The organism is Streptomyces sp. NPDC104307 (assembly GCF_055584045.1).
Genome location: NZ_JBVJMU010000014.1, coordinates 198,235 through 212,170, shown reverse-complemented (window position 1 = coordinate 212,170; position 13,936 = coordinate 198,235). Strand labels below are relative to the sequence as shown.

General features: G+C 71.8%; 10 protein-coding genes. 8 read left to right on the top strand and 2 right to left on the bottom strand.

What is annotated here, in order from left to right; genetic code table 11:
* Window positions 1-814: 814 nt before the first annotated feature.
* Window positions 815-2,725, top strand: coding sequence for a S53 family peptidase (locus ACZ601_RS29315; protein WP_469543550.1), 1,911 nt, complete (start codon window positions 815-817; stop codon window positions 2,723-2,725).
* 107 nt (window positions 2,726-2,832) lie between these two features.
* On the opposite strand, the gene ku is transcribed toward ACZ601_RS29315, so the two are convergent.
* Window positions 2,833-3,882, bottom strand: coding sequence for a non-homologous end joining protein Ku (gene ku / locus ACZ601_RS29310; protein WP_469543528.1), 1,050 nt, complete (start codon window positions 3,880-3,882; stop codon window positions 2,833-2,835).
* Window positions 3,883-3,942: 60 nt separating this feature from the next.
* Here ku and ligD point away from each other — a divergent pair, with 60 nt between their 5' ends.
* The 7 genes from ligD (at window position 3,943) to ACZ601_RS29275 (ending at window position 12,763) form a co-directional block, all read left to right on the top strand.
* A complete protein-coding gene (ligD, locus tag ACZ601_RS29305) occupies window positions 3,943-4,839 on the top strand; it encodes a non-homologous end-joining DNA ligase (protein WP_440576703.1) in 897 nt (298 codons plus the stop codon).
* A 186-nt stretch (window positions 4,840-5,025) separates the two neighbouring features.
* Window positions 5,026-7,167 carry a HEAT repeat domain-containing protein gene (locus tag ACZ601_RS29300; protein WP_469543524.1) on the top strand — a complete coding sequence of 714 codons (2,142 nt, stop codon included), beginning with the start codon at window positions 5,026-5,028 and terminating at the stop codon, window positions 7,165-7,167.
* On the top strand, window positions 7,164-7,505 hold the full coding sequence (locus ACZ601_RS29295) for a zinc ribbon domain-containing protein (RefSeq protein WP_440576705.1): 342 nt from the start codon (window positions 7,164-7,166) through the stop codon (window positions 7,503-7,505). Before ACZ601_RS29300 ends, ACZ601_RS29295 begins: the two co-directional genes overlap by 4 nt.
* A gap of 114 nt (window positions 7,506-7,619) precedes the next feature.
* Window positions 7,620-8,426, top strand: coding sequence for a hypothetical protein (locus ACZ601_RS29290; RefSeq protein ID WP_469543521.1), 807 nt, complete (start codon window positions 7,620-7,622; stop codon window positions 8,424-8,426).
* The gene (locus tag ACZ601_RS29285) at window positions 8,423-9,763 is read left to right on the top strand and encodes an ATP-binding protein (RefSeq protein ID WP_469543518.1); all 1,341 of its coding nucleotides are present in this window, start codon (window positions 8,423-8,425) and stop codon (window positions 9,761-9,763) included. Before ACZ601_RS29290 ends, ACZ601_RS29285 begins: the two co-directional genes overlap by 4 nt.
* Window positions 9,764-9,843: 80 nt before the next feature.
* Window positions 9,844-11,223: an FtsW/RodA/SpoVE family cell cycle protein gene (locus tag ACZ601_RS29280; RefSeq protein WP_469543515.1), complete on the top strand. Its 1,380-nt coding sequence runs from the start codon at window positions 9,844-9,846 to the stop codon at window positions 11,221-11,223.
* An 82-nt stretch (window positions 11,224-11,305) separates the two neighbouring features.
* Window positions 11,306-12,763, top strand: a complete 1,458-nt coding sequence (locus ACZ601_RS29275) for a peptidoglycan D,D-transpeptidase FtsI family protein (protein ID WP_469543513.1) — start codon at window positions 11,306-11,308, stop codon at window positions 12,761-12,763.
* Window positions 12,764-12,803: 40 nt separating this feature from the next.
* On the opposite strand, the gene ACZ601_RS29270 is transcribed toward ACZ601_RS29275, so the two are convergent.
* On the bottom strand, window positions 12,804-13,904 hold the full coding sequence (locus ACZ601_RS29270) for a protein kinase family protein (RefSeq protein WP_469543510.1): 1,101 nt from the start codon (window positions 13,902-13,904) through the stop codon (window positions 12,804-12,806).
* Window positions 13,905-13,936 lie beyond the last annotated feature (32 nt).

The following is a 13,936-nucleotide window of genomic DNA, read 5'->3' as shown; positions in this document are numbered from 1 at the left end:
CTCCTGCACCACGTCAACCCGCGGATCGGCCTACGGGAGAACGACTTCCACTCGCTCGCCGACTTCGCCCGGTTCCTGGACACCTCACGAACCACTAGTTGAGCACCTCGCCGGCTCTTCCGGCTGCTCTGCACTCGGAGCCAAGATCTTTGCGGGACAGCCCTTAGGCCTCGCCCAGACGCCGCCCCATTCGACCGTCGCGGGGATCAACCGCCGGTTACGTACCCAATCAGGGTCCGTGAAGTCACCACATCCACTGGAGCAGTGTCCACATTCGAGTTACACCTTCTTTCACAATGGGTCTATTTGGTCAGGATTTCGACACCAATGATCCGGCCAACTGATCCCTGCCCCAATGGGGCCCGACGGGTCCGAACAAGCTCGCCGGTTGGAGTGATCCTGCAATAAGTCTTACGCCAACTGCCTCAACTCACAAGGCATTTCACTACGTACTGATCGACACTCGGGGCAGCATCCGGGAAGCGACTTCCACCCCCCGGGCAGGCTCCGGTCGACTACCGGTCGACGGAGTCGACCCCACGGCTCCGAACGGGCTGGTCAGTAGACAGACATCCGTACCTACCGCGCACTCAAGGACAAGACGCCACTTCACCCTGCAATACGGCGCGAACCATCCCCACCCGAAAGGCCCTTGGTCGATTCTTGGTCATTACATGCCCCGTACATGAAGCGTTCCTCGCCAGAGTGGCGCATTACATGTGCACATCATTCGGCACATGCTCCGCACGCGAGACCCACATCGCAGGGGGTTACTTTGAGAATCAGCCGCGCCGGACGACGCGCCGGGCTGAGCATGGCGGCGACACTGCCACTGCTCGCCGGTGCGCTCGCCCTCGGGATACCCAACGCAGCCGCAGACTCCGCGCCGAGCGGCCGGGATGCGCTCCAGGGCACCAAGCCGGCCTGGGCCACCGCCACGGCCGACCAGGGTGCCACGGCCGACAACGGGAAGGTCGCCGTCCGGGTCCACCTCGCCGGGCGGGACGCGAAGGGGCTGGCCGCCTACGCGGCCGCCGTATCCGACCCGCAGTCGCCGTCGTACGGGAAGTACCTGAGCGCCGCGCAGGCGCAGGCACGGTTCGGGGCGACCCAGGGCCAGATCGACCGGGTCAGCCAGTGGCTGAAGTCGAGCGGGCTGACCGTCACCGGCGCCAATCAGCACTACGTCTCCGCGACCGGTGAAGTGGCCCGGACCGAAAAGGCGTTCAGCACCCAGCTGCGCAACTACCGCAAGGGCGCCCACACCTACCGCGCCCCGGCCTCCACCGCCTCCGTGCCGGCCGCGCTGAGCGATGACGTGCTCGCCGTATCGGGACTGGACAACGCGCCGCGCAAGTCCAGCCACGACGAGGTGCTCCCGCCGCCGGACGCGGTGTTCCGCAACTCCGGCCCGGCGTCCTCGTACTACGGGTCCAAGACCGCCTCCAGCCTGCCGAGCGCCTACGGGTCCAAGGTGCCGTACGCGGTCAAGGGGTACACCGGCAAGCAGCTGCGCGCCGCGTACGGGGCCGGGAGTTACACCGGCAAGGGCGTGACCGTCGCCATCACCGACGCGTATGCCTCCCCCACCATCGCAGAGGACGCCGCCCAGTACGCCAAGCGCAACGGCGACGCGCGTTATAAGCGCGGGCAGTTCAGCCAGGTGCTGCCGGACGACTACACGAAGACCGAGGAGTGCGGGGCCTCCGGCTGGTACGGCGAGGAGACCCTCGACGTCGAGGCCGTGCACGCCGTCGCACCCGCCGCGGACATCGTGTACGTGGGCGGCGCCTCCTGCTACGACGACGATCTGCTGGACTCGCTGAACAAGGTCGTCGACCACCGGCTCGCGGACATCGTCTCCAACTCGTGGGGCGACGTCGAGGCCAACCAGACCCCCGACCTGGCGCTCGCGTACGACCAGGTGTTCCAGATGGGCGCGATCGAGGGCATCGGCTTCTACTTCTCCTCCGGCGACAACGGCGACAACGTCGCCTCCACCGGAACGAAGCAGATCGACGTCCCCTCGAACTCCGCCTGGGTGACCTCGGTCGGCGGTACGTCGCTGGCCGTCGGCAAGCACGACACCTACAAGTGGGAGACCGGCTGGGGGACCACGAACGCCCCCCTGGCGGCCGACGGCAAGAGCTGGACCGGCTTCCCCGGCGCCTACACCTCGGGCGCGGGCGGCGGCACCAGCTCCACCGTGGAGCAGCCGTTCTACCAGCGCGGCGTCGTCCCGGACTCGCTGGCGAAGGCCAACGGGAAGACCCGGATGCGTACCGCTCCGGACATCGCGGCCGTGGCTGACCCGAACACCGGCTTCCTGGTCGGCCAGACCCAGACGATGCCCGACGGATCGCTGGGCTACGACGAGTACCGCATCGGCGGCACGTCCCTGGCGGCGCCGGTCATCGCCGGAGTCCAGGCCCTCTCCCAGCAGGCCAACCGGGGCAGGCCGCTCGGCTTCGCCAACCCGGCCATCTACGACCGGTACTTCACCAAGGCCTACCACGACGTGACGGACCACCCGCTGGGCAGTGGGCACGACCTCGCCGTCGCCCGGGTGGACTTCGCCAACGGGTACGACGCGGCCGACGGCCTGCTGACCTCGGTGCGCAGCCTCGGCAAGGACGCCTCGCTGTCGGCGGTGCGCGGCTACGACGACGTGACGGGTGTCGGCACTCCGGCCCCCGGATACGTGAGCTCCTACCGCAAGCACTGAGCCCGGAATCCCCTGACGCGGGACCGGACGGCCGTCCCGGGGCACTGGCCCCGTGGCGGCCGTTCTGCCGTTCTGCCGTTCTGCGGACAGAGTGGACAGAGTGCCGGTCAGGCCGAGGTGCGCTTGCGCGGGGTGCTCTTCGCGCTGCTCCGCTTCTTCGCCGTGCTCTTCTTCGCCGTGCTCTTCTTCGCCGTGCTCTTCTTCGCCGTGCTCTTCTTCGGCGTTGTCTTCTTCGCTGCCGTCCCGCTCGCGGCCGTCTTCTTCGTTGCGGGCTTCTTCTCTGCGGCCTTGCTCGCCGTGGCCTTCTTCGCCGCCGTCCGTCTGCCGCCCTTATGGTCGGCCATCGACGTGACCTTCGCGATCGGCGCGTCCTCGCCGTCCGCGCGGGCCTCCTTCGCCGCCCGGACGCTGCTCTCCAGCGCCGCGACCAGGTCGATCACCTTGCCGCCGGTGTCCTCGGGCTCCGCCCGCTGCGGCACCTCACCGGCCGCCTTGGCCGCGACGAGCTCCTCGACCGCCTCCCGGTAGTCGTCGTGCAGGGAGTCCATGTCGACCTCGCCGAGCGTGGCCATCAAGGCGTCGGCCAGGTCGAGTTCGGCGTCGCGCACCTTCACACCGGCCTCCGGCGCGACGTCCTCGGCGGTCCGGATCTCGTCCGGCCACAGCAGGCCGTGCATCGCGATCACCTCGTCGACGACCCGCAGCATCCCGAGGCGCTCGCGCCCGCGCAGCGCGTACTTGGCGACGGCGACCTTCCGGCTCCGCTTCAGCGCCTCACGCAGCAGGGTGTACGGCTTGGCCGCCGGGACCCCGTTGGCGGAGAGGTAGTAGGCCGTGTCCAGCTGGAGCGGGTCGATCGCGCCGGCCGGCACGAAGGCGACGATCTCGATCGTCTTGGCCGTCGGCAGCGGCAGCGAACCGAGATCCTCGTCGGTGATCGGGATCACCGAGCCGTCGGCGTCCTCGTAGCCCTTGCCGATCTCGGCGGGGGTCACCTCTTCCCCGTCCAGCTCGCACACCTTGCGGTAGCGGACCCGGCCGCCGTCGGTGAGGTGGATCTGGCGGAAGGAGACCGAGTGGTTCTCGGTGGCGTTGATCAGCTTGACCGGGATGCTGACCAGCCCGAAGGAGATGGCGCCGTTCCATATGGACCTCACCGGTCACCCCTTAGAACCCGTATAAGCCTATAGGTGCGTTTTACGTGTGATCCTTATCTTATGTCGCCTATCACGGAGGTGGAGGGGCGGCGCCTGACGCTCAGCAATCTGGACAAGGTGCTGTATCCGGCCACCGGCACCACCAAGGGCGAGGTGCTGCACTACTACGCGGCCACGGCCGCCGAGGCGCTGCTGGCGCATCTGCGGGAGCGGCCCGTGTCCTTCCTGCGCTATCCGGACGGGCCGGACGGGCAGCGGTTCTTCACCAAGAACCCGCCCCCCGGTACGCCGTCCTGGGTACGGACCGCGCCGGTGCCGCACCACGACAACGAAGGGGCCAGGCAGATCGTGGTGGCGGATCTGGCCTCGCTGATGTGGGCGGCCAACCTGGTGGTGGAGTTCCACACGCCGCAGTGGCGGGCCGGTACGCCGGGGGTGGCCGACCGGCTGGTGTTCGACCTGGATCCCGGCACGCCCGCGAGCGTCGTGGAGTGCTGCGAGGTCGCCCTCTGGCTGCGGGAGCGGCTGGCCGAGGACGGTCTGGAGGCGTACGGGAAGACCTCGGGCTCCAAGGGCCTGCATCTGCTCGTACCGCTGGAGCCCACGCCCTCGGACCGGGTGTCGGCGTACGCGAAGGGGCTGGCCGTCCGGGCGGAAGCGGAACTTCCCGATCTGGCCGTGCACCGGATGAAGCGGGCGCTGCGGCCGGGGAAGGTGTTCGTCGATTTCAGCCAGAACGCCGCGGCGAAGACGACCGCAACCCCGTACACCCTGCGCGCGAGGGCCGAGCCCACCGTCTCCGCGCCGGTCACCTGGGCGGAGATCGAGGCGTGCCGCAGCCCCGGTGAGCTGGTCTTCCTGGCCGGTGACATGGCGGGGCGGCTGGCCCGGTACGGGGACCTGCTCGGTCCGCTGAACGAACCGGGCCGGGGACGTCCGGTCCCGGACCCTCTCTAAGGGTCGTCCCGGGCATACCGCACCGCTGCCATTGTTGTCATGTCCAAAGGTAAAAGGCCGCATGTGGCGGGTGGATTGTCGGAGCGGTGGTGCAGACTCTGCGCAGACACTGCTTCGTGGAGACGGCCTCACCCGCGACGCCGCCGGCATCGCGGGTGAGGCCGTAAGGCGTGGGGAGGCGATGGCGTGTTCGCCGGGATCGACGAGGTCGACTGGGCCTCGATGGAGCATGCCTACGGGCCTGCCGATGATGTGCCCGGCCTGCTCCAGGGCCTCGCGTCCGCCGATCCGGCGGAGCGCGAGGGAGCGCTGGACGGCATGTACGGGGCCGTGCACCACCAGGGGGACGTCTACGCGTGCACCCTCGCCTGTATCCCCTTCCTCTTCGAGCTGGTCGTGGACCCTGCGGTCCCGGACCGAGGCGGCATCGTCGAGCTGCTCACCAGCATCGGCGGCATCGACCTCGACGAGGACGACGAGGAAGAGATCGACGAGGACGAGATCGAGGGCGCGGCGAACTACGCCATGGCCGCGGCGGCCGTCACCGCCGGGGCCGGGGTGTTCTTCGCGCTGATGGCCGATGACGACCCGGGGGTACGGGTCTCCGCCCCGCTGGCCCTGGCCACCCTGCACGGGAACCCCGCGCTGGTGCTGCCGCTGCTGCGGGAGCGTCTCGCGGTGGAGCGGGACGAGGAGGTCCGGCTCGCGCTGGTCGAGGCGGCCGGGCGGGTCGCGCTGCGCCACCGCCCGCTGACCGACCAGATCGCGGACTGGCTGAGCCGGCTGGCCGCGGAGGCGTATCCGCCGGGGCTGCGGCTGGCGGCCCTGGCCCAGCTGGCGCGCTGCGCACCGCAGGCGCTGCCGGGCGATGTGGTGCGGGTGGTGGCGGGCCTGCTGCGGCAGCTGCGGTCCTCTTCGGCCGCCGGGGACGCGGAGGAGCCGGGGTGCCGGGCCGCAGAGGCGCACAGCGAGCCGGAGCCGGCCGGGGCGGAGGAGCGGGCCGCTCCGGTGACGCTGGTGGGGCAGTTGCGCGCGATGCCCGCCGAGGAGGGCGCGGGGCGCACCGCGCCCTGGACGGCCGATCTGCTGCGGACCCTGCATGTCGGGCTCGACGACCGGGTCGCGGAGCGTACGGCCCTGCTGACCGATCAGCTGTGCAGCCCCGACCGCTGGCAGCGCATCGACGCGGTCCGGATGAGCGGCGGGCTGATCCGTGCCTGGCGCGGCTCCTACGCGGAGCTGGTGCGGCTGGTCGGCGAGCAGCTCGGTGCCGCCGAGCCGAGGCTGGCCGAGGCCGCCTCGCACGTGCTGGAGGAGCTGTTCGGCCTGGCCGCACCGGCCGCCGACGCGCTGGCGGCCCGGGTCGCGGCGGACCCGGGGGCGTGGGTGAAGGAGTGGGCGAGCGGGCCGCCGGGGCTCGGCAGCCCGGTGAAGGCGCTGTCCCGGCTGGGCGATGCCCGCGCCCTGCCCGCGCTGGCCGCCGCCCTGGAGCGGCCGGAGGTGCCGCACGACGTCGGGTTCGCCATCGGTCATCTGGGCCCGGCGGCCCGTCCGCTGGCCGGTGCGCTGCGGCGCAGGCTCGGTGAGGTGGGGCTCGACGAGGGGGCGTACGACCGGGCGAGCCCGTTGCTGGCCGGGCTGACCGCGCTGCGGGCGGGCGAGGCGGCTCCGGAGGTGCTGCGGGTGCTGCGCGGGGCTCCGGAGTACCGGGGCGAGTGGCTGCGTACGGCGGCGCTGCGGGCGCTCGGCTCTTTCGGGCCCGCGGCGTCCTGTGCGGTGCCGGAGCTGCGGGCGTTGATCCGGCGGCCCGGCTCCTCGGCGGCGACGGAGGCCGCGGAGGCGCTCTGGGCGGTCGACGGGGACGCCTCGGCCGTGCTGCCCGTCCTGATCGAGGGGCTCCAGGCGGACCACGCGCACGAGCGGCGGGCGGCGGCGAGCGCGCTGGGCCGGCTCGGCGCGCTCGCCGGGGTGACGGCGCCCCGGCTGCGGGCGCTGCTGGGGCACGAGGAGCTGTGGCTGCGGGTGGACGCGGCGATCGCTCTGTGGGAGGTTTCCGGACGGGCCCGGGAGTCCGTTCCGGTACTCCTGGCCGCCTGGGAGCAGAACCGCCATGTCAGGGTTCGGGTGGCCGAATGCCTGGCGCGGATGGGGGCCGCTGATGCAGGCTCTGACGCGGCACAGGTGCTGCGCGCCGAGCTCGCCTCCGTACGCCGTCACAACGCGATGGACGGCGGCTACGGCAGCCATGACACATACGAGGACGAGAAGCTGCTGGCGCTCTGCCGCCGGGCACTCATGGGTAACACGGGGAAGGGACCCACAACATGATCATTTTCGGTACGCGAGGCTATCTCTACCAACTGGCCGTGATGACGATGGTCTGCGGCTGGTGCGGTAATCCGTCCGCGCACACCCTGCGCAAGCGGGTCACGAAGTTCACGCTGTTCTTCGTGCCGCTGTTCCCGTTCTCGACGAAGTTCGCCACGCAGTGCACGTTCTGCGGGGGCGAGCAGCGGATACCCAAGGAGCAGGCCGAGCAGCTGATGGCCCAGCACGTGGCGTCGCAGGACGGCAACCCGTTCGGGCAGGCGCAGGGGCAGCCGGGCTACGCTCCGGGAGCGCAGGGTCAGGGCCAGGGGCAGGGTCAGAACCCGTATCAGCACTGACGTATCAGCACTAAATACGCATAAGAGACTTCCTCCCGAATAAGGTCTGTGGAGCCGGGGCCGTGCGCGAGCGTGTGCCCACCGGCTCGACAGACCTCGGGAGCGGAGGAAGCCATGCGTGCGCAGCACCGGACGGCGGCGCTGCTGGCCGGCGCCGCCCTGCTGGCCGGGTGCGGCACCGGCGGCGGGCTGAAGAGCACCGGGACGGTGCCGGCCGCCATCGGCCCGGCCCGCCTCTGGCCGGAGCTGCCGCCCGCCTCCGCCGCTCCGTACGACTACGGCGAGGGCGAGACCGCGCACATCCCCGGGATCACCGTCCCGGGCGGCGATGTGCACCGGCTGGACCCGGTGGCGGTGGTGCGGGCGGGCCTGAAGGCGCGCCCCGACCGGGCCAGCGGTACGGACGAACTCCCGGCGGCGACGGTCCGCCGGATCAACGCCTGCCGGACCGCCCCGGCCGACTGCCCGGTGCTCGCGCCGTACTACCGCGATCTGACGGGCGACGGCAAGGACGAGCTGGTCCTCGCCGTCAAGCTGGCGGACCGCCAGCTGTCCGTACGGGTCTACATGCCGGAGCCGAGCGGGCTGACCCGGATCATGTCCACCTCGGACGCGGTGATCAGCGTGGAGCTGGCGGGCCGGGACCTGATCATGCGGGCGCCTTCGGCCATCACCGGGTACGAGTACCGCACGGCCTGGTCCTGGGACGGCAGGCAGCGCGCCATGCTGCCCACCCAGGACGGGATCCTGCGCATGACCCCGCAGCCGGAGCCCGGCCGGCGCCACCCGCAGACCCGGCGCCCCACCGAACGGCCCGGCGAGCTGCCCTCCGCCGCGCCGACGGCGGCGCCCCCCTCCGCACGGCAGACCGCCGTACCCAGCGCGGCGCCCTCGGCCGCCGTCTCCGCGGAGCGCCGGTGAGCCGGCGGGCCGCAGCCAGGCGGCGCGGGCCGCGACTGCCCGCCTGGACCGCGACGCTGACCTGGAAGTCCGCGGTCTTCATCACCGTGATGTGCTGCGTGCTCGCGGCCCTGCTGGGCGTGCTGGTGCACACCGCGGTCACCCGCCAGACGGTGGGCCACGCCCGCGAGAAGGCGCTGGCCCGGCTGACGGACGTGACCGCCGCCTACGAGGCGGGCGAGGCGCTTCCGCCGCGCTCCGGCATCGATCCGCCGGGACTGCCCGCATCGCTGCGCGAGCTGGCGGTGAACGGGGAGCGCGGCACCATGGTCGCGCAGCTCCTCGGCCACCCGACGATGTGGGCAGCCGCCCCGGCCGACGGCCACGCGCTGGCGACCCACGTCGACTACAGCCAGAGCGCCCGCACGATCAACGGCCTGGACGGGGCGATCATCGGCTCCTCGCTGCTGGCGATCGGCGCGACGCTGCTGGCCGGCGGGTTCGCCGTCACCCGGGTGACCCGGCGGCTGCACCAGACCGCGCGGGTGGCCCGCCGGATCGGGGCCGGCGACCTCGACGCCCGCGTCAACGACCCCCGGACGGCCGACCCCTCGCGGCGCCAGGACGAGGTGGCGATCGTCGCCGGGGCGCTGGACACGATGGCCTCCGCGCTCCAGCGCAAGCTGCTGACCGAGCAGCGCTTCACCGCCGATGTCGCGCACGAGCTGCGCACCCCGCTGACGGGCCTGTCGGCCGCCGCCGAACTCCTGCCGCCCGGCCGCCCCTCCGAACTGGTCCAGGACCGGGTCCGGACGATGCGCGCCCTCACCGAGGACCTGCTGGAGATCTCCCGGCTCGACACCCGGACCGAGCAGGTCGACCTGGATGTGTACGAACTGGCGCCGCTCGCCCGGCGGGTGGTGGCCGCCTCGGGAACGGAGACCGAGGTCGGGGTCGTCGGGGACGGGCCGCCGGTGCGCGTCGAGACGGACCGGCGGCGGCTGGAGCGGGTGCTCTCCAACCTGATCAGCAACGCGCACCGGCACGGCCGCCCGCCGGTCGTGCTGACGGTCGACGGGCCGGTGGTGACGGTGCGGGATCACGGCGGGGGCTTCCCGGACTATCTGACGGAGGGCGGCCCGCAGCGCTTCCGCACCGAGGGCGGCAGCAAGGGGCACGGCCTCGGACTGACCATCGCCGCCGGGCAGGCCGGGGTGATGGGCGCCCGGCTGGTCTTCGAGAACGCGGCGGACGGCGGGGCGGTCGCGCGGCTGACACTGCCGGAGTACGTATCACGCGAGGACGAGGACGCGAAGGACGGGAAGGACGGGAAGAAGCCGCCCGGACCACGGTCCTGACGGCCCGCCACCCAGGCCCCACCAACCTCAGTACTATGACATAAGCGAAATAACTCCCACCTCTTGCTACGTTGCGTGGCATGACCGCAACGACAGCGGACGCACCCCCGCCCGAGCTGCGCCTGCCCAAGCGGCGCGGCGTGGAACTCTCGCTCCTCGTCGGGGCCGTCCTCATCTCCGTCTACGGCTACGCCGCCGTCGGTCTGGCCAGGAACGACGCGGTCCCGCCCGATGTCGCCGGGTACGGCGGCGGCCTCGGGCTGCTCGCCCTGCTGGCCCATCTCGCCGTCCGCTTCCGCGCCCCGTACGCGGATCCGCTGCTGCTGCCCATCGCCGTCCTGCTCAACGGGCTCGGGCTGGTGCTGATCTACCGGCTCGACCTGGAGACCCCGAAGGACCAGGCGGCGACCACCCAGCTGGTCTGGTCCTCGCTCGGCGTCGCGTTCTTCATCGCGGTGGTGGTGTTCCTGCGCGACCACCGGGTGCTCCAGCGGTACGCGTACCTCTCGGTCGCCGCCGCGCTCGTCCTGATGATCGTGCCGATCTTCTTCCCCGCCGTGAACGGCGCGAAGATCTGGATCAGGGTCGGCGGATTCTCCTTCCAGCCGGGCGAGTTCGCCAAGATCCTGCTCGCCGTGTTCTTCGCCGCCTACCTCGCGGCGAACCGCAACGCCCTCGCGTACACCGGCCGCAGGATCTGGAAACTGCAGCTCCCCACCGGCCGGGTGCTCGGCCCGATCGTGGCGATCTGGCTGTTCAGCGTCGGGGTGCTGGTCCTGGAGCGCGACCTGGGCACCTCGCTGCTCTTCTTCGGCCTGTTCGTGATCCTGCTGTACGTGGCGACCGGCCGGACCGGCTGGATCGCCGTCGGGCTGCTGCTCGCCGCCGTCGGCGCGTTCGTCGTCGGCTCCTTCGAACCGCATGTGCACAGCCGGGTGCAGGACTGGATCGACCCGTTCGCCTCCATCGACGCGGGCCGGGGCCCGAGCCAGCTCGCCCAGTCGCTGTTCGCCTTCGCGGCCGGCGGGATGCTCGGCACCGGGCTCGGGCTCGGGCACTCCATCCTCATCGGGTTCGCCGCCAAGTCCGACTTCATCCTGGCGACGGCGGGCGAGGAGCTGGGCCTGACCGGGCTGACGGCGATCTTCATGCTGTACGCGCTGCTGGTGGCGCGCGGCTACCGGGCCGGGCTCGCCCTGCGCGACTCCTTCGGACGGCTGCTCTCGATCGGTCTCGCCTCGATCCTGGCGCTCCAGGTGTTCGTGATCGCGGGCGGCGTGATGGGGCTGATCCCGCTGACCGGTATGGCGATGCCGTTCCTCGCCCAGGGCGGCTCGTCCGTGGTCACCAACTGGATCATCGTGGCGCTGCTGATCCGGGTCAGCGACCAGGCCCGCAGACCACACCCGGACCAGGTGGAGACCGGAGTCATCGCACCCATCCTGGAGGACGAGCTGTGATCCCGTACGCACCGACGTACGCGCCGCTGCACTCACCGACGTACGCGCCGACGCACACACCGACCGCCCGGGGAGCCCGGCCGTGATCCGCTACATCCGGCGCGCCGCCGCCTTCTGCCTGCTGCTGCTCCTGGCGCTGCTGCTGAACGCCGCCCGGGTCCAGGTCTTCGAGGCCCCCTCCCTCGACGACAACGCCGCCAACCGCCGTAACACGATCGACCGTTACGACCAGCCGCGCGGCAACATCCTGTCCGACGGCAAGCCCGTCACCGGCTCCAAGGACACCGGCGAGCAGCTCGCGTACGAGCGCACCTACCGCCACGGCCCGCTGTACGCCCCGGTGACCGGGTACGCCTCGCAGACGTACGGCACCACCCTGATCGAGAACGCCGAGGACGACGTCCTGTCCGGCGCCGATCCGATGCTCGCCCCGCTCCCCTTCTGGAACGAGATCACCCGCAGCCGGCAGCCCGGCGGAGACGTCGCCACCACGGTCAAGGACTCCATGCAGCGCGCCGCCTACGAGGGGCTCGGCGGCCGGCGCGGTGCCGTCGCGGCCGTCGAGCCGACGACCGGCAAGATCCTGGCCCTGGTCTCGACGCCCTCGTACGATCCCGGGCGGCTCTCCGGCACCGGTTCGTCCGTCACCGACGCCTGGCGGGAGCTGAACGCGGACACCGGTCAGCCGATGCTCAACCGGGCCATCCGGCAGACCTATCCGCCCGGCTCCACCTTCAAGATCGTGACAGCGGCGGCGGCGCTGGACGCCGAGGTCGTCACCGACCCGGACGCCGCCACCGACACCCCCTCCCCCTACGTCCTGCCGGGGACCTCGACGACGCTGCCCGACGAGGCGAGCGGCTGCGAGGACGCGTCCCTGGCCGAGGCGATCCGGGTCTCCTGCAACACCGTGATGGCCCGGCTCGGGGTGCGGGTCGGTCTTGACGGCATGGTGGAGGCGGCCGGGAAGTTCGGCTTCAACGACACCGGGCTGAAGATCCCGTCCGGGGTGGCGAAGAGCAACTTCGACACCGACATGAGCGACGACCAGCTGGCCCTGTCCTCGATCGGCCAGTTCGACACGACGGCGACCCCGCTCCAGATGGCGATGGTGGCCTCGGCGGTGGCCAACGGCGGCGAGCTCATGTACCCGCACCTGGTGGACCGTACGACCACGCACAGCGGCTCCACCGTCCGCACCACGGGATCGCGCACGTACCACCGGGCGATGAATCCGCAGACGGCGTCGGAGCTGCGGCAGATGATGATCGACGTGGTGCAGGACGGCACCGGAGGCAACGCGGGCATCGACGGGGCGACGGTCGGCGGCAAGACCGGCACGGCCCAGCACGGCGTCGACAACACGGGCACCCCGTACGCCTGGTTCATCTCCTGGGCACAGGCGGAGGACTCCGCCCGGCCCGCCGTCGCGGTCGCCGTGGTCGTCGAGGACGCCGCCGCCGACCGGGCCGACATCAGCGGCGGCGGCAGCGCCGCGCCGATCGCCCGTTCCGTCATGGAGGCGGCGCTGGCGGACTGAGGGGGCGGGGGGCCGAGGGTGCACGCGTGGCGCGCTTCGGCTACGGGCGGACGCTCGGGCGGCCCGTAGCCGCCCGCTCGATCTCGGCCGCCGGGTAGGGCGTCCGCCTGCTCACCCCGAGCAGGCGGCGGTGGAAGCCGTCCAGTTCCAGGGCCGCCGCCGCGTGCCGGTCGAGCACCGCGGCGGCCCCGGCCGGTACGCCCTCCGGACGGTCGCCCGCGATCCAGCGACGCAGGAATCCGGCGTCGCACACCTCGTCGAACAGGTGGTGGCGGACCAGGTGCCCGGCGACGTAGTGGCGGTCGTACGCGAGGTGCCCGGCCAGGAACGCGGACTCGTCCGGGGAGAGTTCGAACCGGGTGCTGAGAGCGAGGCCGAAGTCCGCGAAGCGGATCGAGTGGCCGTCGGTCAGGATGTTGCCGAAGTGGGCGTCGAAGTGCACGAACCCGTGGGAGCTCATGAAGTCCGCCCCTCGGGCCAGGGTCTCGTCCAGCCACTCGTACGGCGGGCCCTCCCCGCCCTCCCGGGCCGCCGCGCGCCGCTCGCCCAGCCAGGCCGCGAGGGTCTGCGGCACATGCTCCAGGAAGAGCACCAGACTGGCCGAGGAGCCGCCGATGGCCTCCAGCCGGTCGCGTACGGCCGAGGAGCCCTCCCAGTGGGCGACAGCCCCGTCGATGCCCCCGAACTCGTCCACGAAGCCCTGCGGGGCGGAGTCCGGCAGGACGCGCCAGTGGTACATCAGCGGAAAGTCCGGCCAGTCGTCGCCGAGGACCCAGTCGGTGGTGACGGTGTGCGCGGCCAGCTCCCGCCAGGCACCGAATCCGGCGGAGCCGATCCCGTACTGGTAGAACACCGGCAGCCCGAAGAGGTTGGCGGTCGACCGCACGTTCTCCGGCCGCAGTTCGAGGTCTGTCAGCGGCACCCGTTTGACGAAGACCCGCCGCCCGCACACGTCCAGCTCCGCCGACCTGCCGCCGATGCCCGCTCCGGTCGGCGCGGCCGCGCGGACCAGTTCGCGGAGCCGGTGGTCGCTCAGCAGCGACAGGTGGGTGGAGACAGAGCGGTGGGCGGCGAGGCGTGCGTGATGGTCCCGGTCCGGGGCGGGCCCGCCCTGACCGGCGCTGTGATCGCTCCGAGGCATACGGCCGACCTTACTCAGCACGCCCCGCGCCG

Excerpts from the sequence above, each read along its gene's own strand:
- ACZ601_RS29295 (WP_440576705.1), top strand. The coding sequence starts at position 7,164 with ATGATCATTTTCGGTACGCGAGGCTATCTCTACCAACTGGCCGTGATG.
- ACZ601_RS29315 (WP_469543550.1), top strand. The coding sequence starts at position 815 with ATGGCGGCGACACTGCCACTGCTCGCCGGTGCGCTCGCCCTCGGGATA.
- ligD (WP_440576703.1), top strand. The coding sequence starts at position 3,943 with ATGTCGCCTATCACGGAGGTGGAGGGGCGGCGCCTGACGCTCAGCAAT.
- ACZ601_RS29290 (WP_469543521.1), top strand. The coding sequence starts at position 7,620 with ATGCGTGCGCAGCACCGGACGGCGGCGCTGCTGGCCGGCGCCGCCCTG.
- ACZ601_RS29270 (WP_469543510.1), bottom strand. The coding sequence starts at position 13,904 with ATGCCTCGGAGCGATCACAGCGCCGGTCAGGGCGGGCCCGCCCCGGAC.
- ACZ601_RS29280 (WP_469543515.1), top strand. The coding sequence starts at position 9,844 with ATGACCGCAACGACAGCGGACGCACCCCCGCCCGAGCTGCGCCTGCCC.